Genomic DNA, 19468 nt, shown 5'->3' on the forward strand with positions numbered 1-19468 from the left:
GTTATGGAACGCGAATCGGATCGCCTTGCAGCATTGGCGCAGCTCTCTGAAGGCAAGCCTGCGCTGCTCTGGCGCAAGCTTGTCGCCGACACCGAGACCCCGGTCGCCGCCGCGCTGAAGCTCTTCGAGGAAGGGCGCGGGGATTTCGTGCTGGAATCCGTCGAGGGCGGCGAAACGCGCGGGCGCTACAGCCTGATCGGCCTTGACCCCGACCTGGTGTTCCGCGCCGAAGGCCACGCCTGCGAGATCAACCGCAACTGGCAGCACGACCGGGAGAGCTTCACCGCCCTTCCCGGCGACGCCCTGGCGGAACTGCGCGCGCTCGTCGAAAGCTGCCGGTTCGACGTGCCGCCGCAACTTCCCCCGGCACTTGCCTGCCTCGTCGGCTATTTCGGCTACGAGACGATTGGCCTGGTCGAGAAGCTGCCGCGCGCGCCGCAAAGCGCGCTTTCCTTGCCTGACATGTTGTTCGTGCGCCCCTCACTGATCCTCGTGTTCGATCGCCTTAGCGACGAACTGTTCTGTGTCGCGCCGCTCTGGCCGGAAGCAGGAGCGCCCGAGCGTCTGGTCGAACTCGCAGCGGAACGCATCGACGAGGCCCTGCGCAAGCTGGCCGCGCCGGTGCCCGCCGCGCCCACCGCTACGGATCTCGCCGAGCCGGTACAGACCCCGGTCATGGCTGCTGCCGACTACGAAGCCATGGTCCTCAGGGCAAAGAACTACATCGAGGCCGGCGACATATTCCAGGTGGTGTTGGCCCAGCGCTTCACTTGCGACTTCCCGCTGCCGCCCCTCGCGCTTTACCGCTCGCTGCGCCGCATCAATCCTTCGCCATTCCTCTATTTTCTCGACATGCCCGGCTTTGCGCTGATCGGATCGAGCCCTGAGATCCTCGTGCGCGTGCGCGAGGGCGAAGTGACGATCCGCCCGATCGCCGGCACCCGCCCGCGCGGCAAGAGCGCTGCCGAGGACAAGGCCAACGAAGTGAGCCTCCTCGCGGATCCCAAGGAACGCGCCGAGCATCTCATGCTGCTCGACCTCGGCCGCAACGACGTGGGCCGCGTGGCGGCCGCCGGTTCCGTTGAAGTGACCGACAGCTACACGATCGAGCGCTACAGCCACGTCATGCACATTGTCTCGAACGTGGTCGGCCAGCTCGACACGGAAAGGCACGATGCCATCGACGCCGTCTTCGCGGGCTTCCCGGCCGGCACTGTCTCCGGTGCCCCCAAGGTCCGCGCCTGCGAGATCATCGCGGAACTCGAACCGGAAACGCGCGGAGCTTACGCAGGCGGCGTGGGCTATTTCGCGCCGGACGGTTCTGTCGATTCCTGCATCGTCCTGCGCACCGGTGTCCTCAAGGACGGCGTGCTCCACGTGCAGGCGGGAGCCGGTATCGTTGCCGACAGCGATCCCGTCTACGAACAGCGCGAATGCGAGGCCAAGTCCGGCGCGCTGTTCGCCGCCGCCCGCGAAGCCGTGCGCGTCGCCGGGGAGCCGGGTTTCGGCCAGTGATGCGCGCCGCCGCCGCGGCCGTATTGCTTCTCGCTGCCTGCTCGTCGGGCGATGCGCGGCAGGAGGCCGCCGCGCCGCCCCCGCCTCCATGTGAAGGCGCCACCTTCGAAGGCGCCTCCTTTACGCATTGCACCGCCGATCCCGCGCGGCACACCATCCAGATGGTGCTCGGCCCGAAGGGCGGCGCCCCTTACCGCAGCCTCTCGCAATTGGCGGTGGATCGGCCCGGCAAGAACCACGCCGTCGCCTTCGCGATGAACGGCGGCATGTTCGACGAGAAGGGACAGCCGATCGGCTACTATGTCGAGGACGGCGTAAGACTGCACAAACTGAACACGAACGAGGGTTGGGGCAATTTCCACCTCCAGCCCAACGGCGTGTTCTATGGCGATGCGGATGGCCACTGGGCCGTGCGAGCCACGAACGATTTCGCCAGGAACATCGTCAACCGCCCGGATTTCGGCACCCAGTCCGGCCCCATGCTGGTGATCGGCGGCAAGCTTCATCCAAAGATCGACGCGGACGGCCGATCCAGGAAACTGCGCAATGCCGTGGGCGTGGACCGCAAGGGCCGCGCCCATTTCGTAATTTCGGACGAGCCGGTTTCCTTCGGGAAGCTTGGACGCTACTTCCGTGACAAACTCGATTGCCCCAATGCGCTGTTCCTCGACGGCAGTGTATCCTCGCTCTGGGACCCGGAGCACGGGCGCGTGGACGGCGGGCCTCCGCTGGGCCCCTTGATCGTCGTCGAGAAAGCGACGAAAGGCAGTACATGATCCTCGTCATCGACAATTACGACAGCTTTACCTGGAACCTGGTCCATTACGTGATGGAACTCGGCGCCGAAGTGGAAGTGGTGCGCAACGACGCCCTGACCGCCGCGCAGGCCATAGACAGCGGCGCGCAGGGTTTCCTTCTCTCGCCCGGCCCCTGCACGCCGAACGAGGCGGGTATCAGCCTCGATCTCGTGGGCGCCGCTGCCGACGCCGGCAAGCCGCTTCTCGGTGTCTGCCTTGGCCATCAGTCGATCGGTCAGTACTTTGGCGGCAAGGTCGTGCGCGGCGGCCTGATGCACGGCAAGACTTCCCCTGTCACCCATGACGATACCGGCGTCTTCCAGGGCATCCCCTCGCCCTTCACCGCGACGCGCTATCATTCGCTCATTGTCGAGGACATTCCGCAGGCGCTCAAGGTCAATGCCCGTTCGGACGATGGCCACGTCATGGGCTTCCGCCATGCCACGCTGCCGATCCACGGCGTGCAGTTCCACCCGGAAAGCATCGCGACCGAACACGGCCACGCGATGCTGGCAAACTATCTCAAGCTCTGCGGCCTCGACCCGAAGCTTCCGGCCCGCCTCGCCGCATGACTGTGGCAAGCCTTCCCGATCCGCTGCACCCTATCGAGGAAGCCGAAGCCGAAGAGGCTTTCGGTGCTATCCTCGATGGCAAGGTCGATGACGAAGCCATCGTTCGCTTCCTCATTGCCCTGACCGACCGCGGCGAAACCGCCGGCGAGATCGCCGGCGCTGCTCGCGCGATGCGGGCACGGATGATCCCCATCGCAGCGCCCGGCAACGCTATCGACGTTTGCGGCACCGGCGGCGACGGGCACCATACTCTCAACGTCTCCACAGCGGTCTCGCTGGTGGTAGCAGCCTGCGGCGTCCCGGTCGCCAAGCACGGCAACCGTGCGGCCAGTTCCAAGGCCGGCGCGGCCGATACCCTCGAAGCGCTGGGCCTCAACCTGGACCGGGCTGCCGAAACCGCGGAAGAAACGCTCGGCGACCTTGGCATCTGCTTCCTGTTCGCCGCGCGCCACCACCCCGCGATGGGCCGCATCATGCCCATCCGCAAGGCGATCGGCCGCCGCACGATTTTCAACCTCATGGGCCCGCTCGCCAACCCCGCGAACGTCAAGCGCCAGCTCGTCGGCATTGCCCGCCCTGCCTATGTGCCGATCTATGCCGAAGCGCTGATGCACCTCGGCAGTGAGCACTCGTTCGTCATATCCGGGGATGAAGGGCTCGACGAACTCAGCCTCGCCGGCGGCAACGAAGTGGCCGAGATCAGGCATGGCGAACTCTCAATGCGCCGGATATCGCCGGAAGATGTCGGCCTGCCGATATCGCCGGTCGGCGCCATCCGCGGCGGCGACGCCGCTCACAACGCCGATGCCCTGCGCCGCCTTTTGCTGGGTGAAACCGGCGCTTATCGCGATGCCGTGCTGCTGAACGCCGCCGGCGCACTGATCGTCGCCGGTGAAGTCGAAACCTGGCAGGAAGGCGTCGAGGAAGCGGCGGAAGCCATCGACAAGGGCCTCGCCAATGCCCTGCTCAACTGCTGGATTTCAGCGCTCAAGTCCTGACCCAGACGGTCCCGAGGAAACCATGTCCGACAAGCTTACCGAAATCTGCGACACCAAGCGCGTGGAAGTCGAAACCCGCAAGGGCTTCGCCACCGTGAACGACCTCGACGCTCGCGCCGTGGGCCAGTCCGCTCCGCGCGGTTTCGAGGCTGCGCTGCGCCGCAAGGCCCAGGATGGCTTTGCCCTGATTGCGGAAATCAAGAAAGCTTCGCCGTCCAAGGGACTGATCCGGCCTGATTTTCGCCCGGCAGAACATGCTGTCGCCTATGAGCGCGGCGGCGCGGCTTGCCTTTCGGTCCTCACCGACGCTCCCTATTTCCAAGGCCACGAGGACTATCTGGAGGATGCTCGCGCTGCATGCGCATTGCCGGTCATCCGCAAGGACTTCATGGTCGATCCCTGGCAGGTCGCAGAGGCCCGCGCGATCGGCGCGGACGCCATCCTCATCATCGTTGCCGCTCTCGACGACGTCCTGATGGCTGAACTCGAAGCAGCTGCTCACGAACGGGGCATGGATTGCCTCGTCGAAGTTCACAACGAATCTGAAATGGAGCGTGCAAGCCGGTTGAAATCGCGCCTGATCGGGGTCAACAATCGCGATCTCAAGCACTTCGTCACGGATATCGCCATTACCGAACGTCTGGCCCCCCTCGCACCCGGAGGGACCCTGCTCGTCAGTGAAAGCGGGATCAACGCCCATTCCGATCTGATCCGTCTGTCAGGTTGCGGTGCGCGGACGTTCCTGGTCGGCGAAAGCCTGATGCGCGAAGCTGACGTGGAAGCTGCGACCAAAGCACTGCTTTTCGGCTGATCCGCGACTTCAGACCGTTTCGAGATTAGCGTAAGCACGCAGATCCATGGAGAGGTGAGGCGATGAGCAAGAGCCTGACGCACATCGATACCGAAGGGACCGCACGCATGGTCGACGTCGGCTCCAAGAATGAGACACGGCGTGTCGCGGTGGCCTCCGGCCGCATCGTGATGACGCAGGATGCGCTCGAAGCGATCCAGGCCGGCAATGCCCCCAAGGGAGATGTCCTGGGCACTGCCCGTATCGCCGGCATCATGGCCGCTAAGAAGACCGGTGACCTTATCCCGATGTGCCACCCGCTGTTGCTTGATGCCGTAAACCTCGATTTCACGTTTGACGCACAAGCCATATCCGCCAAGGCAACGGTAAGTCTAAGCGGCAAGACTGGCGTTGAAATGGAAGCGATTACAGCGGTTTCCGTCGCACTCGTAACAATCTACGACATGGCGAAAGCGCTTGATAAGGGCATGATCATCGGCGACATTCGCCTGATCGAGAAGACAGGTGGAAAATCGGGCCACTGGCGAGCTGAAGCGCTGTGAAGCCGCACCTTTCCCTCGAGGAAGCGCAGTCCCGTCTTCTTGCACTTGTCGAGCCTCTCCCCATCGAGCGGGTCGATATCGACGGCGCGCTCGGACGCTTTCTAGCGGAACCCTTGCGCGCTCATCGCAGTCAGCCTCCGGCTGATCTCTCGGCAATGGATGGATATGCCGTAACCGCCGACCTGTCGGGGCCTTGGCGCGTTATTGGCGAGAGCGCGGCCGGCCATCCTTACGAAGCGTCAGTCGGCGCGGGCGAAGCAGTAAGGATTTCGACCGGTGCGATGCTGCCTGAGGGCGCCCAAGCCGTTATCCTTCAGGAAGACCTCGCTCGCGAGGGGCAACAGATCACCCTGACGGGAGAGGCACCCGAACCTAGCCACCGCCATATCCGGCGCTGCGGCATGGACTTTGTGGAAGGCCGCGAACTTCTCGCCGCCGGTACTTTGATCGGCCCGGCGCAAGCCGCGCTCGGCATTGCCGCCGGCCATCGCCACCTGCCCGTCCGACGGATTCCGCGGGTAACCGTCATAGATAGCGGCGACGAACTCTCGACCGACCCTGAGTTCTGCGCCAACCATCAAGTTCCTGCCAGCAACGGCGTCATGCTGGTTGCCATGGCCCGCTCTCTTCCGGTGGATGCGAACCGGATAGGCCCCGTGGCCGACAAGCTCGATGACCTCATCGCCGCCTTCGAACAGGCGAGCGATTCTGACGTCATCGTGACCAGCGGGGGTGCCTCGGTCGGCGATCACGATCTTGTCCGCCCGGCCCTCGAAGCATGGGGCGCACAGCTGGACTTCTGGCGCGTGGCCATCAAGCCGGGCAAGCCCCTGCTCGTGGCGACCCGCCAGCGCGCTACCGGGCCGCAAATTATCATCGGATTACCGGGGAATCCGGTATCCAGCCTTGTGACAGCCTATCAGTTTCTCCTGCCTGTCCTGCGGGCCCTGTTGGGGGCTTCACGGCCAATCCCACAGCCGGTTGCAACCCGGCTTTCGGCCCCCCTGCCCGCTGCGGGCAACCGCCGGGAGTTTTTGCGCGGTTACTGGAACGGCGAGACGGTCTGCGCGAACCCGCTTCAGGACAGCGGCGCTCTGGCATCGCTCGCGGCAAGCAATGTACTGATCGATCGCCCCATTGGCGCGCCGGCCGCGAATGCAGGAGATGTTGTTGAAGTGTTCTTGCTCCAAAATGGCGGTATTGCTTGACGATACCGGATTCGTTGCATAATTGTTCCCTCATTGTTCGCAGGCAAATCGCCGGACGAGACAGGGCCATGGGCCGCAGAACGAAGAGGCAACGCAGATGTTGACGCGCAAGCAGCACGAATTGCTCCGGTTCATTCAGGTCCGGCTTGAGGAAAGCGGCATCTCGCCCAGCTTCGAGGAAATGAAGGAAGCGCTGGACCTCAAGTCCAAGTCCGGCGTTCACCGCCTGATTTCCGCCTTGGAGGAACGGGGTTTCATTCGCCGCCTCCCCAATCGCGCTCGCGCTCTCGAAGTCCTGCGCCAGCCTGAGGATGCAACGTCCAAACCTGCAAGATCGACTCCGGCGGCGAACAGCAACGATACTGCAGCGCCTGTCCGCGCACCCCAGATCGCACCTGCCCCCGCGAACGATGTCATCGAAATCCCACTCCACGGCCGCATCGCCGCCGGCGTGCCGATCGAGGCCTTCGAAGGACAGTCCATGCTCCCGGTTCCCGCAGCGCTGCTTGGTTCGGGCGAACACTATGCGCTCGAGGTTTCGGGTGATTCGATGATAGACGCGGGCATCCTCGACGGCGATTTCGCCTTGGTGAAGCGCACCAATACCGCTCGCGACGGTGAAATTGTCGTCGCTCTCGTGCGAGGGGCTGAAGCCACGCTCAAGTATCTGCGCCGCGAAGCCGGAATGGTGCGCCTTGACCCTGCCAATGCCGCTTACGAACCGCAGATTTATGGGCCTGACGAAGTCGAGGTTCAGGGCAAACTGGCCGGACTGCTACGCCGCTATCACTGATGCGGCTCAAGCGTGAGACGATGTCCGGTTGTTCCGCCGTCTCGCCGCCGCGTTATTACCGGGCCTTGGCGATGACGCCATAAGAAAGCGGCGGCGAACGCCACCACCCATGATCACCTTGCGCATCTGCCACTGAATGTACCGTGCGGCGCTTCAGGTCGATCGCCACGCCGCCCGTCTTGCTCAGCATGTTGCGATCCGCCTTCAGCCAGATTGGCTGACAACTTCGCGGCAGACGTCGGCCCGCAATTACGAGATAGGCGCGCTGGCAGGCCCGAGCCAAAGTGTCTTCCGGCACGATATCCCGGCCCCTGGCGATCAGTATGTGGCGCGCCTTCCCGCCACGTTCCAGCATCAACGCACAGAAATCCGGGTTGCATCGCACGCCCGGCCAGTCTGCAATCAAGACGGGTTTTGACTGAACTCCCGCTACTTCCATCAGATTGTCCAAAACGTAATCGCTCGAGCTGTCGCGCAGCATGACAAGGCGCCTCCCCGGACCGTCAATCAAAGCAACTTGGCGGCCATCTCCCGAAACGACGATGTCCGGCGGGGTCAGCAGGAGCAGGCCGATAAAGCCGCTGGCGACTGGAAGCAGACCCCAGAGCCTGGCTTTTCCGTGCCAAAGCCCCAGCCAAAGTCCTCCAGTCACGAAAAGTAGAAACTGCCATCCGCCCATCGTCGGCGCCATGCTCACCGCACCGGGCCGCGAGGCGATGAACCGTGCCAGACCGATCAGCAGATCGATGGCTACTCCAGCAAGCCACCAGACCGGCGATCCGGCCCCAACGATATCGAAAAGCAGCGCCGCGCCGACCAGGGGCATGACAAGAAAGGTCGTGAGCGGGATGGCAACCACATTGGCGATCGATCCATAGAGTCCGGCGCGGTGAAAATGATAAAGTCCGATCGGCATCAGCGCGAGTTCGATGGCTACGCCCGTGACGAGGATCAGGGATAGGCTGCGCAGCGCCTTGAAAGGCAATGCTTCGTCACGGGCCGAGAACCAATGCCGGATGGGCACCGCATTGCCTAACGCGATCAGCACGACAACGGCGGCAAAGCTCATCTGGAAGCTAGCGCCCACAATCGATTCGGGCCAGATCAGAAGGACGATGAAGGCGGCCGCCGCAAGCAATCGCATCGACAGCGCCTCACGCCCCATCGCCAATGCGGCAAGTACCAGTAGCGCGCTCACGCAGGAGCGTATGGTCGGCACCTGCGATCCGCTCAGCAAAGTGTAACCAACGCCCGCCAATGCCCCGCTAGCCGACGCAAGGACAGGCAATCGCACCCGCAACGCCAGCGCGGGAGATAACGCCAGCAGGCGCAGCGCGAGGATATAGACCGCACCGACAACTGCGCTGACATGCAGGCCGCTGATCGAGAGCAGATGCGCAAGTCCGGCATCGCGCATCGCCTGGGCCTCTGCCTTGCCGATCCCGCCCATGTCCCCTGTGACGAGCGCCGAGGCGATCCCGCCGGCGGATCCTTCAAGGCTTGCAGCGATATGACGGGACAGCCGCATTCGCTGCTCGCCAAGCCAGTCGTCACCCGCTCCGGGGGAAAGCACCTCCACAGGGGAAAGCACGGCGCCGGTTGCGGATATCCCGGCGAACCAAGCCGCCCTGGCGAAATCGTAGGCGCCAGGCAGCATCGGAGGTGCCGGAGGCATCAATCTCCCGCGGAATCGGATGATAGCGCCGGTTGAAAGTGCCGGAGACCGCGCCGATGCGGGCAAGTTCACGCGAAACTTGATCGGCCTGCCGGTCCCCGGCTCCCGCAGTGCCAGAATCAGTCTGTCCCGCTTCAGCGCCGGCTGCTCCTCGATCGCGAGAACGCGGGCCGTGAATGTTCCGAACAGCGGCCTTGCGATCGCCGGCTGACCAACCGTTTCCGAGCGCGCCCAGACAACGAGACATCCCGCCATGACGAGAAGCGAGCAAGCGATCATCGCCTGCCTGATATATGGAATCCGCGTAGCACCCTGAAGGCAGTACAGTGCGAATAAAGCAACTGCGACGCATACTACGCAAAGGGTGACCCACTCCTCGGCTGTAGGCAGGAAAAACCACGCAGTTATGCCGGTTCCGAAGGCTACGGTGAGCCATGGTCCTCTAGCGAAACCGCAGTTCGAAAGAAAACACTCGACACCGGCCAAACTGCTCGACAAGTGGCTCTGGCTGATCCATGGGCGATGCTGCAATGCAGCGGTTCCGGCAAGATCCGGATGCTCTGAATCAAGTGACGTGGCGGCTTGGCTGGCCATGGCGCGCATAGGACAGGAAGGTTACAATAATGGCAAGCGGCAGTGCATCGAGCGGACCAGACGGCAGCAAGGCCGTCGTCACGCGCTTTGCCCCCTCGCCCACGGGTTATCTCCATATCGGCGGCGCCCGTACCGCACTTTTCAACTGGCTCTTCGCCCGCCATCACGGCGGCAAGTACCTGCTTCGCATCGAAGATACCGATCGCGCTCGTTCGACCGAGCCCGCGATCGAGGCGATCTTCGACGGCCTGACATGGCTCGGGCTCGAAGGCGATGAACCGGCCGTGTTCCAGTTCGCCCGTTCCGACCGCCATGCCGAAGTGGCTGCCGAACTGCTGGCCGGCGGTCATGCCTATCGCTGCTACCTCACTTCCGAGGAACTGGCCGAGCGCAGGCAGAAGGCCCAGGAAGAACGCCGTCCGTTCCGCATCGACAGCGAATGGCGCGATGCCGATCCCTCGACCTGGCCTGCTGACAAGTCCTACGTCGTGCGCGTGAAGGCCCCGCGCGACGGCGAAACGACGATTAACGATCTCGTGCAGGGCGAAGTTACCGTCAGGAACGAGGAAATCGACGATTTCGTCATCCTCCGCTCCGACGGCACGCCTACCTACATGCTCGCCGTCGTCGTGGACGACAACGACATGGGCGTCACGCACGTCCTGCGCGGAGACGATCACCTCAACAATGCCTTCCGGCAGCTTGTGATCATTCACGGCATGGGCTGGGACGTGCCTGTCTACGGCCATGTCCCGCTCATCCATGGCTCTGACGGCGCAAAGCTGTCGAAGCGTCACGGCGCGCTGGGCGTGGACGCCTATCGTGACGATATGGGCGTGCTTCCGGAAGCGCTGTTCAACTACCTGCTTCGCCTTGGCTGGGGCCATGGCGACGAGGAATTCATCAGCCGCGAGAAGGCGGTCGAATGGTTCGACATGGCGGACGTGGGCAAGTCGCCCTCCCGCTTCGACCTCGCCAAGCTCCAGAATCTCAACGGCCACTACCTTCGCGAGGCCAGCGATGCGCGTCTCGCCGAACTGGTGCTGCCGCGACTGGTGCAGGCCGGCTACGAAGACCCCGACCTCGCCCTGCTCACGCAGGCGATGCCGGTACTGAAGGTCCGCGCAAAGGACCTCAACGAACTTGCAGAAGGCGCCGCCTTCCTTTTTGCCAAGCGTCCGCTCGCATTCAGCGAGAAGGCGCAGGCGCTTCTGACGGACGAGGCGCGGGGGCGCCTTGCCGCCATTCACGAGCGTCTGTCCGCGCAGCCCGAATGGGCTCTGGAGGCATTGGAAGCCAGCCTGAAGGCAATGGCCGAGGATCTGGGATTGGGCCTCGGCAAGCTCGCGCAACCCTTGCGGGCGGCCCTGACTGGTCAGACGACCTCTCCGGGTATTTTCGACGTATTGGTTTTGCTCGGCCGGGACGAAAGCCTCGCACGCATTGGCGCGCAAGCGGACGCCACGACCGGGTCGCACATATAAGGAGTAAGAACTGGTGGGTGATCAGGTCAAACTGAATGCTGGTGGCACGGAATTCGACTATCCCGTGCTCAAGGGCAGCGTCGGCCCGGATGTCATCGATATCCGCAAGCTCTATGCCCAGACGGGCAAGTTCACGTACGATCCGGGGTTCACGTCGACGGCGAGCTGCGAGAGCGCGCTGACCTACATCGACGGCGACGAGGGCGTCCTGCTCCATCGCGGTTACCCGATCGGTCAGCTGGCCGAGAATTCGTCGTTCATGGAAGTCTGCTATCTCATGCTGAACGGCGAACTGCCGAACGGCGGTGAGCTCGACAACTTCTCGAACACCATCACGCGCCACACCATGCTCCACGAGCAGCTGGCGAACTTCTACCGCGGTTTCCGCCGTGACGCCCACCCGATGGCGATCATGTGCGGTGTGGTCGGCGCCCTTTCGGCGTTCTACCACGATTCGACCGACATCTCCGATCCCGAGCATCGCAAGATCAGCTCGCACCGCCTGATCGCCAAGATGCCGACGATCGCCGCTGCGGCCTACAAGTACTCGGTCGGACAGCCCTTCCTCTACCCGGATAACTCGCTGAGCTACACGGGCAACTTCCTGCGCATGACCTTCGGCGTGCCTGCGGAAGAGTATGAAGTGATCCCCGCCGTCGAAAAGGCGATGGACCGTATCTTCATCCTCCACGCCGACCACGAGCAGAACGCCTCGACCTCGACCGTGCGCCTTGCCGGTTCGTCGGGCGCGAACCCGTTTGCGTGCATCGCGGCCGGTATCGCCTGCCTCTGGGGTCCTGCCCATGGTGGCGCGAACGAAGCCGCGCTCAACATGCTCAAGGAAATCGGTACGCCGGACAAGATCCCGCACTACATCGAGCGCGCGAAGGACAAGAACGATCCGTTCCGCCTGATGGGCTTCGGCCACCGCGTCTACAAGAACTACGATCCGCGCGCCACGGTCATGCAGAAGACCGTCCGCGAGGTGTTCGACGCGCTCAAGGTCACCGACCCGCTGTTCGAGACGGCCCTGCGCCTCGAGGAAATCGCGCTGAGCGATCCGTACTTCGTCGAGAAGAAGCTCTTCCCGAACGTCGACTTCTATTCGGGCATCATCCTCTCGGCCATCGGTTTCCCGACCACGATGTTCACCGCGCTCTTCGCTCTCGCCCGCACCGTGGGCTGGGTCGCGCAGTGGAACGAAATGATCTCCGATCCCGGCCAGAAGATCGGTCGTCCGCGCCAGCTCTACACCGGCCCGACGCAGCGCGATTACATCCCGCTCGACAAGCGCTGAGACTGAGCAGCAAAGTATCGCGAGACATTGCGATAATTCGAAGAGGCCCTCGCGAAAGCGGGGGCCTTTTTCGTTGTGCTTCGGCTGACGTCGCAGCGGCGAACCGGCTCTTCGAAAAATCGGGGTGTCGCACGCGATGAGCGGGGAGTATCCTGCTGGCAGGAACAACTTGCGAATCAATTGCGCGGCGTCCGCAGGAACTTCACAGATCCAGCCACATTCTCGCCGCAAGTTGCTGTCAGGTGTCAAAATTCCTTTGGAGGAATCATGATGCTGTTCCTCAGAATTCTTGTGATCCTTGTTGGACTATGCGCCATCGGCATGGGTATCCTGCTCGTCGGCCAGGGTACGGGCGTCGTCCCATGGCCATTGGACAGCTTCATGCTGGATGACCGTGGATGGGCGATACGCGGCGCCGTGATGGCAGCCGTGGGCGGCATCCTGATCTGGCTCGCCCGTCGCGGGAATGGCGCCAGCAACAACCACCTCTAGGTGAGGTTCAGGCCTCGGGGTCTGCCGGCACTTCCAGAATGAAACGAGCCCCCTGCCCCGGAGCGCTTTGCACCGACAGTTCGCCGCCCATCGCGCGGGCCAGACTGCGCGATATATAGAGGCCGAGCCCGGAACCGCCGTCGCCGCTGCGGCCAAGGCGCTCGAATTTCTCGAAGACCTTCTCCTGGCTCTCCTGCGAGATCCCCGGCCCCTGGTCAGCCACGATCACGCGCGCACGGTCGCCGGCCGCTTCCAGTCGGAGCCAGATGTGGGACTGTTCGGGAGAATAGCGGATCGCATTGCCGATGAGGTTGAGCAAAACTTGAAGAACGCGGCGATATTCCGCCACGGCGGGAAGCGCCTCCGCTGCGTGCGGGGCCTCGATCACGATGTTCTTCTCCCGCGCCCGTACATTCAGGATGCCCGCTGCCTGCCGCGCAAGTTCGGACAAGTCCACATGGTCCGGCGCGGTGCTGAAGCCTTCGGTCTCCACGACTTCGAGATCGGCAAGATCGCCGAGGAGATCGAGCAGCAGCTTTCCTGCGCCCGCAATTTCTCCGGCATATTCCGCGTAGGCATCCGGCAGTGGCCCGGCGAGGCGCGTGCGGATGGTCTCGGCATTGGCGATGATGCGCGAGATCGGCTGCCGCAGGACCGGTGCCAGATCCTGCCCGACAAGACTCCGGCGAAGCATGGGCTCCATCGGCTCACGCGCCGGCGCGGCGGTGGAAGCCGGGGTATCGGAGACCAGCAGCAGTTCGAAACCGGCAGGGTCGAAGCCCGGGCGCATGTGCGGAACCAGCGAGACGCGCCAGGATCGCTGCGAACCCGGCACCGCGACCCGCACGCCGTCAAGAAGGCGCCAATGCAGCGGCTGCTGATGCGTGACATTCTCGGGGGGAAGAAATTCCGTCCAGAGTTGCCCGAACCCCGTTTCCATCGCCGCCGTCACGTCAGCGAGTTCCGCACTGTCCGACATGACGGCAAGCACGCGCTGCCCGGCGTCAAGCTGTGCGCTCAATTCGGCAAGGTGGCGATCGATCATGGTCCGGCGACGTTCGACCGACGCGGCATCCTCCACCGGTGCCGGCGCAGTCTGCCAGTTACGAACCACGATCTGGCAACCTTCGCCCCGTCCCTGCGGCTCGACTTCGACCCAGGCGGTGATCACGTCGCCGCCGTCGTGCGCGCTGACGGCGCGCGCGAGGCGAAAACCATAGCGACGGGCCTTGCGAACGAGTTCGAGAAGTTCGGGCACGGCGATAGTACCGGGCAGTTCCCCGCCGCAACGCTCCTGCAAACCCGCCAGCGGTTCGTCCGCTTCCAGCAATCGGTCCTGCGCATCGCAAACAGCGCGGGCGATGATGGTGCCTTCCATCAGCATCAGCCGCCGTGCCGCCCGGTTGCCAGAATAGATGCGGCCAGATCGCTGCCGAGCCTCTCAAAGCCGTCTGGCAACATCGCTTCGGGGTGAATGGCCAGAAACTGCTTTTCGATGTCGGCAGCCTTCAGCCCCGCTGCGCGCAAGGCAAGGGCGAGACGCGCCAGTTGCGCCTCATGGGTGGCGAGCACCGCTGCCTCCCGGCGCAGGCCGGAACCGATCGCCAGAGCCGTAAGGAACAGCGCGGCGCCGGCATGTCCTACCGAAAGCGCGGCGTGGAACGCGGCGCCAAGGCCGGTCACCAGCCTTGCCGAAAGGCCAAGGCGGGTCGCGCCTTCATCGTAGCGGCGGCGCACATCGGCCTCCACCAACGCAAGACGCTCCATCCGTTCGGGACTGCCCGCTACCATGCCGCGAACAGCCAGCAGCGCTCGGTGCAGCAGTTCACCCGGCAGTTCGGTAAGGCTGAGGCTCATGCGGCGCTGGCGCTGGCACCAGCGCGCCTGTGACGCGAGCCATTTGACGGCAATCCCCTGCACAGTGCTGTCGGGCGAAGAAGCCATGGCCTGCACCAGCGGTGAAACGACGGGATCGAGCGCCAGACGCGACTGCAGGCGCTCGGTCATTTGCCATTCGAGTGCAAGCGCATGAACGTGCGAGAGAATCAGCGGGTCGCCCATGAACATCCGCGCCAGATCCTCGATATCTTCGGACATCTGGACGGCTGTGGATCCGTCAGCGTGAAGAGGCTCGATCACTCCGCGCGCCAGTTCCGCCAGCATCCCGCGAACCCGCGCAAGAATTTCGTCACTGAACAGCGCGCTGTCTTCCGCCGCCAGCAGATATTGGAGGATCGGAAGTACGCTCTCGGCCATGGCGTCGCCGCGCGCGAGGTCCGCGCGAAGCAATGCCTCCGCGGTCTGGTCGTCGGCCGGATGAACAGCGTTGTCGATCATCCGTCCCGTTTACCTTGTATCTGGTTAAGCCCCGGTTAGTTCTTCCGACGTAGCGGAAGAACCATGCCGATCACAACGAGCACGATCGCCAGAACTTCCACCAGCGGCTCAACTTGCCCGAATCCTGCGGCAAAAGCCAGCACCAGTCCCAATGTGGCACGGTCCGCCGCGAGAGATGCCGCCGTTCCGGATACGAAACGCGGGATCATCACCAGCAGCATCATCAACATGGCCGGCGGGAACATCCAGGAGATGAGTGATTCTCCACCAAGCCGAGCGATCCCTGCCAGCAAGGAAAGCCCGAAAGCAGTGTCCACCAGCCATCCCAGCACATCGGCACGCGGGATTGCGGGAGGCAGTTGTCCGAGCGCATGACGCTCGGCAGACCGCAGCAGGCGGCTCGCCTCCACCAGCACCGATGCAAGCGCGAGGAACAGGAAACCGGCGGCCACGAAACTGAACCAGACGAGACCGCCCGCGATCGCCAGTGCCCCAAGTACCGCCGCGCTGAGCACATTGCTGGCATTGCCGGCATGCAGCAGCGAGGAGCCGAAGTTGAGCACGCCGTAACGAGCGACCGCGCGCCCGGGCGAAACCTTGTCCCCACCCTCGAACCGGCCGCGCAGCCATTCCATCTCAACCGCGTGAGCTTCGCCCTCATCGCGGATCAGGCGCCAGTCCACACCGCTCCGTGCCGCAGCAGGGACTTCGCGCATCGGCACACCGGACTGCAGGGCAATGCGCATCAGGGCGGAGATAACGTCGCAATCGGCCGGAAGTTCGTGAAGATTTTCAACCAGATGTCCAGGAATTCTCATAATTCCCGCAGATGCACGGCTGATGTCGATACGTTCGAAACCCGCCGCCAGCGCCCCTTCGACCGGCTGCACGAGGACTGCCGGCGATCGTCCTTCGAACAAGGGCACGACGCCGGAAGGCTCCGCGAAAAGGCCCTCGCCAATCACCACGAGTTCGTCATTCGCCGTGACAAGCCCGGAAAGGGGTCGCGATCCCGTGGCGATGTAGAATTGCAGCCCGGCATCTTCTGCCATGTGCTGCAAGGCAATCAGATCTGGAGACGGGCCGCGTGCAAGGCAGATCACCCGCTGGCAGTCGAGCGCAAGGGCCATGCCCAGCTGGTGCTGCGCCAAGGTCGCGCCGCCCACCCGCAGGAAGGCGCGCGGGATCGACTGGCCCGCCACGGCGGGCTCCATCATGGCGAGCAAGGCAATACGCAGTTTGGTAAACTCCAGCGACCGTCAACCTGTAGGCAATGGCCGTGCCAGTGCCAAGCACCGCAGGCACATCAGTCGGCGGAAAACTCCGTGAGATAGGCCTTGAGCTTGCGAATGACGGCCGGCTCGCCCGGCGCAGACTGAAGCGCCTCCTCTGCCAGTACCAGAAGCTTCATGGAATGGAAGCTCGCCGCGAGCCCCTTGAGCCGCATCGCGGCAAGATGCCAGTTCCCATCACATCGCGACCGCGCGAGAAGGTCGGCCTGCCGCATCACGCTTTCTGCGTAGGATGCGCGCAATTCGGCAAAAAGCGCAGAATCCCCGCCTGCCGCGGCGGCGAGGGTCGCTTCGAGGGCACCTGCTTCGTAAGCCATTTCCCCAGCTTAATGACGAACGGGTTAAAGGAGGGTTTATCGCAGCTTCGCGCGTGGTATCCTGCGGCCATGGCTGGGGAAAACAGGATCATCGCGTTCGGCGCGAACGGCAATGACGGCAATTCTGTCGAAGGCAATCCGGACCGGACCGAAGGGGCTCCCCCTTCCTCCGAGGCGCACGGCGAGATGACCGTCCCGGAAGAGGCCTGGCACGAAGCCTGGGTTGCCTCCGAAGGCGAGGCATCGCCGCCGCACAGGTTCGACTGGACCGTGCCGGCACTCGCCGGCGCAGCCGCGATCGGCTGGACAGCATTCTTCCTCTATGCCCAGTGGCCGGTCCTGCGTGCAGGGATCACCGCCGACGCGGTTCCGCCGCTGATGGTCCAGTTGACGGTTCCGCTGCTTCTCATTGCGGTAGGCTGGCTGCTGGCGCTGCGTCACAGCACCCGCGAAGGGCAGCGCTTCGGCGACGTGGCGCGCATGCTTTCCACCGAATCCGCGCAGCTTGAGACACGCCTCACCGCCGTGAACCGCGAACTTAGCCTCGCACGCGAATTCATAGCCGCCCAGTCCCGCGATCTCGAAGCGCTCGGCCGCATCGCCGCCGAACGGCTCTCCAGCAATGCCGAACGGCTCCAGGACCTGATCCGCGATAACGGCGCCCGTGTCGATTCGATCAGCGGCGTCAGCCAGGCCGCGCTCGACAACATGGAGAAGCTCCGCGGGCAATTGCCCGTCATCGCCAGTTCGGCCAAGGACGTCACGAACAATATCGGCAATGCCGGGCGCGCAGCACATGTGCAGCTCGAAGACATGATAAACGGCTTCAACCGCCTCAACGAATATGGATCTGCAAGCGAACGGCAGGTCGCAAACTTGCGAGAAGCGGTCGATGGTGCACTGGGCGAGATCGCCGCGCGCTGCGAGCAGGTCGGCGCCCTCGCCGATGAACGCTTTGCCGCACTTACCGAACGCGGCCAGACCTTCCGCCTCGATCTGGACCGTCACGAAGTCGAAGCCCTCGCCTCGATCCGCACTCGCGCTGCTGCCTTGGAAGACGAGATTTCCCAGTCCCGCGCACAGCTTGATCTGCATGAAGCGGAAAGCCTGACCTCTCTCCGTGCCCGCCTCGTCGCCCTGCGCGAGGAAAGCGATGTGGTTTCGCGAGCCCTGCGCGACGGCGAAGGACGCGCCGCAGCGGCCTGGCGCCAGGCTCTCGACGAATTGCATGAGGAACAGGGGGAAGTCGCGCGCGGCATCGCTCTTACCCAGGATGCCGCCGTTTCCGCCTTGCGCGGCTCCGTCGCCGCCATCGGCAATGATGCCCAGGCGCTTGACCGTGCGATTGCCGAGCGCCGCGAGCAGCTCGACAAAGACACCAGCGAGCGCCAGTTGCGCCAGGCCGAGCAGGAACGCCGCGCCATTACCCGCATCGAACACATGCTCGGCGAACTCGACAATGCCATGTCCGAAAGGCTCGAACGCCAACGCCTGCAGGCGGCCACTCTCGGCGAACGTGCTGCCGCCATCACCGGGGAACTGGGCACTTACGAGGCGCGCTTCGGCGCCATCGCCACCAGCAGCGAGGCTCTGGAAAACCGTCTGCGCGGTAGCCTGACTTCGCTTACCGAACGGCTGACTGCCGCCCGTGCCACGCTTCTCGCCACAGACGGCGATGCAGAGAAACTGACCGAGACTAGCGTGCGGCTGCTCGAACTGATCCAGGGCAGCGCCCGGTACGCCCATCATGACTTGCCCGAAGCTCTTGCAGTTTCGGAAGATCGGCTCAACCGGCTTCAGGCCGGCGTCGCCACCGTGCTCGAAGCGCTTCGCCAATCCGCGCAGAGCGGTGCGGAACTGGCCGGCGGCGTCGAACAATCGGGCGAAAACCTCAAGTCGCTTGCAGACGAACTCTCGGCGATGCACTCCGAGCTTTCAGAGCACGGCGTGGCCCACGGAAAGTTGCTGGACGTCCTTCGCACCACGATAGCCGATATCGGCAGTGCGACACAGAACGCTGCCGGTAAGGCCAGCGGCGAGTTGAGCAATGCACTGGCCGCGCTGGACAAGACGATCCACGAAGTCGTTGCGAATATCGAAACCGACGCGGCTGCGCGAATTGCAAAAGTCGCTGACGAGCTCGGAGCCGAAAGCGCCAGCGCCATCGACAAGTCCATGCGGACCCGCGTAGCGGAAGTGACCGGCCAGCTCGATCAAGCCGTAGCGCATGCCTCCGGCGCCGCTCGTGAGGCCACGATCCAGCTTCGCGACCAACTCACCAAGGTCGACGAACTGGTCGGCAATCTCGAAAGCCGCGTCACCCATGCGCGCGAGCGTGCCGAGGAGCAGGTGGACAATGACTTCGCACGTCGTGTCGCGCTCATCACCGAATCGCTCAATTCCAATGCGATCGACATCGCCTCAGCCCTGTCCAGCGAAGTTTCCGATACGGCCTGGGCATCCTATCTTCGCGGTGATCGCGGGATCTTCACGCGCCGCGCGGTTTCCCTGCTCGACGCGGGCGAGGTCAAGTCGATCCAGCAGCTCTTCGAACGTGACGATGCCTTCCGCGAGCATGTGAGCCGCTACATTCACGATTTCGAGTCGATCCTGCGGCAGATACTGTCCACTCGCGACGGCAACGCACTGGGCGTTACCCTGCTCTCGTCCGACATGGGCAAGCTCTACGTAGCGCTGGCCCAGGGCATCGAGCGGCTGCGGAGCTGAAAGGTCAAGGCGGCTGG

The 19468-nt window shown here is 63.8% G+C and carries 17 protein-coding genes; 12 read left to right on the forward strand and 5 right to left on the reverse strand.

Annotated features, from left to right (window positions below; all coding sequences use genetic code 11):
• Positions 1 to 3: 3 nt before the first annotated feature.
• The 8 genes from trpE to lexA all read left to right on the forward strand — a co-directional run bounded on the left by trpE (position 4) and on the right by lexA (position 7236).
• On the forward strand, positions 4 to 1515 hold the full coding sequence (trpE, locus tag ACLIMP_RS11675) for an anthranilate synthase component I (RefSeq protein WP_054437606.1): 1512 nt from the start codon (positions 4 to 6) through the stop codon (positions 1513 to 1515).
• A complete protein-coding gene (locus ACLIMP_RS11680; protein ID WP_324695399.1) occupies positions 1515 to 2291 on the forward strand; it encodes a phosphodiester glycosidase family protein in 777 nt (258 codons plus the stop codon). Before trpE ends, ACLIMP_RS11680 begins: the two co-directional genes overlap by 1 nt.
• Positions 2288 to 2884 carry an anthranilate synthase component II gene (locus tag ACLIMP_RS11685; protein WP_054437615.1) on the forward strand — a complete coding sequence of 199 codons (597 nt, stop codon included), beginning with the start codon at positions 2288 to 2290 and terminating at the stop codon, positions 2882 to 2884. The genes ACLIMP_RS11680 and ACLIMP_RS11685 overlap by 4 nt, the downstream gene beginning before the upstream one ends.
• Positions 2881 to 3882 (forward strand): anthranilate phosphoribosyltransferase, encoded by a 1002-nt coding sequence (gene trpD / locus ACLIMP_RS11690; protein WP_185997332.1) that lies wholly within the window; start codon positions 2881 to 2883, stop codon positions 3880 to 3882. The genes ACLIMP_RS11685 and trpD overlap by 4 nt, the downstream gene beginning before the upstream one ends.
• A gap of 22 nt (positions 3883 to 3904) precedes the next feature.
• Entirely contained in the window at positions 3905 to 4693 is a 789-nt protein-coding gene (trpC, locus tag ACLIMP_RS11695) for an indole-3-glycerol phosphate synthase TrpC (protein ID WP_324695402.1), read from the forward strand.
• 62 nt (positions 4694 to 4755) lie between these two features.
• Positions 4756 to 5235, forward strand: coding sequence for a cyclic pyranopterin monophosphate synthase MoaC (moaC, locus tag ACLIMP_RS11700; RefSeq protein WP_324695404.1), 480 nt, complete (start codon positions 4756 to 4758; stop codon positions 5233 to 5235).
• Positions 5232 to 6443 carry a molybdopterin molybdotransferase MoeA gene (locus ACLIMP_RS11705; RefSeq protein ID WP_324695406.1) on the forward strand — a complete coding sequence of 404 codons (1212 nt, stop codon included), beginning with the start codon at positions 5232 to 5234 and terminating at the stop codon, positions 6441 to 6443. The genes moaC and ACLIMP_RS11705 overlap by 4 nt, the downstream gene beginning before the upstream one ends.
• A gap of 97 nt (positions 6444 to 6540) precedes the next feature.
• A complete protein-coding gene (lexA, locus tag ACLIMP_RS11710) occupies positions 6541 to 7236 on the forward strand; it encodes a transcriptional repressor LexA (protein WP_132469009.1) in 696 nt (231 codons plus the stop codon).
• A 55-nt stretch (positions 7237 to 7291) separates the two neighbouring features.
• Here lexA and ACLIMP_RS11715 read toward each other — a convergent pair whose 3' ends face one another.
• Positions 7292 to 9505: a ComEC/Rec2 family competence protein gene (locus ACLIMP_RS11715; RefSeq protein WP_443477863.1), complete on the reverse strand. Its 2214-nt coding sequence runs from the start codon at positions 9503 to 9505 to the stop codon at positions 7292 to 7294.
• A gap of 29 nt (positions 9506 to 9534) precedes the next feature.
• On the opposite strand from ACLIMP_RS11715, the gene gltX reads away from it, so the two are divergent.
• From gltX to ACLIMP_RS11730, 3 genes are all read left to right on the forward strand, one after another.
• The gene (gene gltX, locus ACLIMP_RS11720) at positions 9535 to 10989 is read left to right on the forward strand and encodes a glutamate--tRNA ligase (protein ID WP_054437621.1); all 1455 of its coding nucleotides are present in this window, start codon (positions 9535 to 9537) and stop codon (positions 10987 to 10989) included.
• Between the two features lie 13 nt (positions 10990 to 11002).
• Positions 11003 to 12286 (forward strand): citrate synthase, encoded by a 1284-nt coding sequence (locus ACLIMP_RS11725; RefSeq protein WP_054437623.1) that lies wholly within the window; start codon positions 11003 to 11005, stop codon positions 12284 to 12286.
• 267 nt (positions 12287 to 12553) lie between these two features.
• Positions 12554 to 12778 carry a hypothetical protein gene (locus ACLIMP_RS11730; protein WP_324695412.1) on the forward strand — a complete coding sequence of 75 codons (225 nt, stop codon included), beginning with the start codon at positions 12554 to 12556 and terminating at the stop codon, positions 12776 to 12778.
• A 7-nt stretch (positions 12779 to 12785) separates the two neighbouring features.
• On the opposite strand, the gene ACLIMP_RS11735 is transcribed toward ACLIMP_RS11730, so the two are convergent.
• From ACLIMP_RS11735 to ACLIMP_RS11750, 4 genes are all read right to left on the reverse strand, one after another.
• The gene (locus ACLIMP_RS11735; protein ID WP_324695414.1) at positions 12786 to 14162 is read right to left on the reverse strand and encodes a sensor histidine kinase; all 1377 of its coding nucleotides are present in this window, start codon (positions 14160 to 14162) and stop codon (positions 12786 to 12788) included.
• A complete protein-coding gene (locus tag ACLIMP_RS11740) occupies positions 14162 to 15115 on the reverse strand; it encodes a hypothetical protein (RefSeq protein ID WP_443477864.1) in 954 nt (317 codons plus the stop codon). The genes ACLIMP_RS11735 and ACLIMP_RS11740 overlap by 1 nt, the downstream gene beginning before the upstream one ends.
• Positions 15116 to 15150: 35 nt before the next feature.
• Complete coding sequence (locus tag ACLIMP_RS11745; protein ID WP_324695418.1) at positions 15151 to 16332, reverse strand: hypothetical protein; 1182 nt, start codon at positions 16330 to 16332, stop codon at positions 15151 to 15153.
• A gap of 89 nt (positions 16333 to 16421) precedes the next feature.
• Positions 16422 to 16724: an Hpt domain-containing protein gene (locus ACLIMP_RS11750; RefSeq protein ID WP_185997323.1), complete on the reverse strand. Its 303-nt coding sequence runs from the start codon at positions 16722 to 16724 to the stop codon at positions 16422 to 16424.
• A gap of 69 nt (positions 16725 to 16793) precedes the next feature.
• Here ACLIMP_RS11750 and ACLIMP_RS11755 point away from each other — a divergent pair, with 69 nt between their 5' ends.
• Positions 16794 to 19451 (forward strand): coiled-coil domain-containing protein, encoded by a 2658-nt coding sequence (locus tag ACLIMP_RS11755; protein WP_443477865.1) that lies wholly within the window; start codon positions 16794 to 16796, stop codon positions 19449 to 19451.
• Positions 19452 to 19468: the final 17 nt, after the last annotated feature.

The sequence above is a fragment of the Novosphingobium aeonii genome (assembly GCF_052279045.1).
Lineage (GTDB): Bacteria > Pseudomonadota > Alphaproteobacteria > Sphingomonadales > Sphingomonadaceae > Novosphingobium.

Bases quoted from the DNA above. Each gene is read 5' to 3' on its own strand.
- ACLIMP_RS11730 (WP_324695412.1), top strand. From the start codon at position 12,554: ATGATGCTGTTCCTCAGAATTCTTGTGATCCTTGTTGGACTATGCGCC.
- ACLIMP_RS11750 (WP_185997323.1), bottom strand. From the start codon at position 16,724: ATGGCTTACGAAGCAGGTGCCCTCGAAGCGACCCTCGCCGCCGCGGCA.
- moaC (WP_324695404.1), top strand. From the start codon at position 4,756: ATGAGCAAGAGCCTGACGCACATCGATACCGAAGGGACCGCACGCATG.
- lexA (WP_132469009.1), top strand. From the start codon at position 6,541: ATGTTGACGCGCAAGCAGCACGAATTGCTCCGGTTCATTCAGGTCCGG.
- gltX (WP_054437621.1), top strand. From the start codon at position 9,535: ATGGCAAGCGGCAGTGCATCGAGCGGACCAGACGGCAGCAAGGCCGTC.
- trpD (WP_185997332.1), top strand. From the start codon at position 2,881: ATGACTGTGGCAAGCCTTCCCGATCCGCTGCACCCTATCGAGGAAGCC.
- ACLIMP_RS11745 (WP_324695418.1), bottom strand. From the start codon at position 16,332: ATGATGGAGCCCGCCGTGGCGGGCCAGTCGATCCCGCGCGCCTTCCTG.
- trpE (WP_054437606.1), top strand. From the start codon at position 4: ATGGAACGCGAATCGGATCGCCTTGCAGCATTGGCGCAGCTCTCTGAA.
- ACLIMP_RS11680 (WP_324695399.1), top strand. From the start codon at position 1,515: ATGCGCGCCGCCGCCGCGGCCGTATTGCTTCTCGCTGCCTGCTCGTCG.
- ACLIMP_RS11755 (WP_443477865.1), top strand. From the start codon at position 16,794: ATGGCTGGGGAAAACAGGATCATCGCGTTCGGCGCGAACGGCAATGAC.
- ACLIMP_RS11685 (WP_054437615.1), top strand. From the start codon at position 2,288: ATGATCCTCGTCATCGACAATTACGACAGCTTTACCTGGAACCTGGTC.
- ACLIMP_RS11715 (WP_443477863.1), bottom strand. From the start codon at position 9,505: ATGGCCAGCCAAGCCGCCACGTCACTTGATTCAGAGCATCCGGATCTT.
- ACLIMP_RS11735 (WP_324695414.1), bottom strand. From the start codon at position 14,162: ATGCTGATGGAAGGCACCATCATCGCCCGCGCTGTTTGCGATGCGCAG.
- trpC (WP_324695402.1), top strand. From the start codon at position 3,905: ATGTCCGACAAGCTTACCGAAATCTGCGACACCAAGCGCGTGGAAGTC.
- ACLIMP_RS11740 (WP_443477864.1), bottom strand. From the start codon at position 15,115: ATGATCGACAACGCTGTTCATCCGGCCGACGACCAGACCGCGGAGGCA.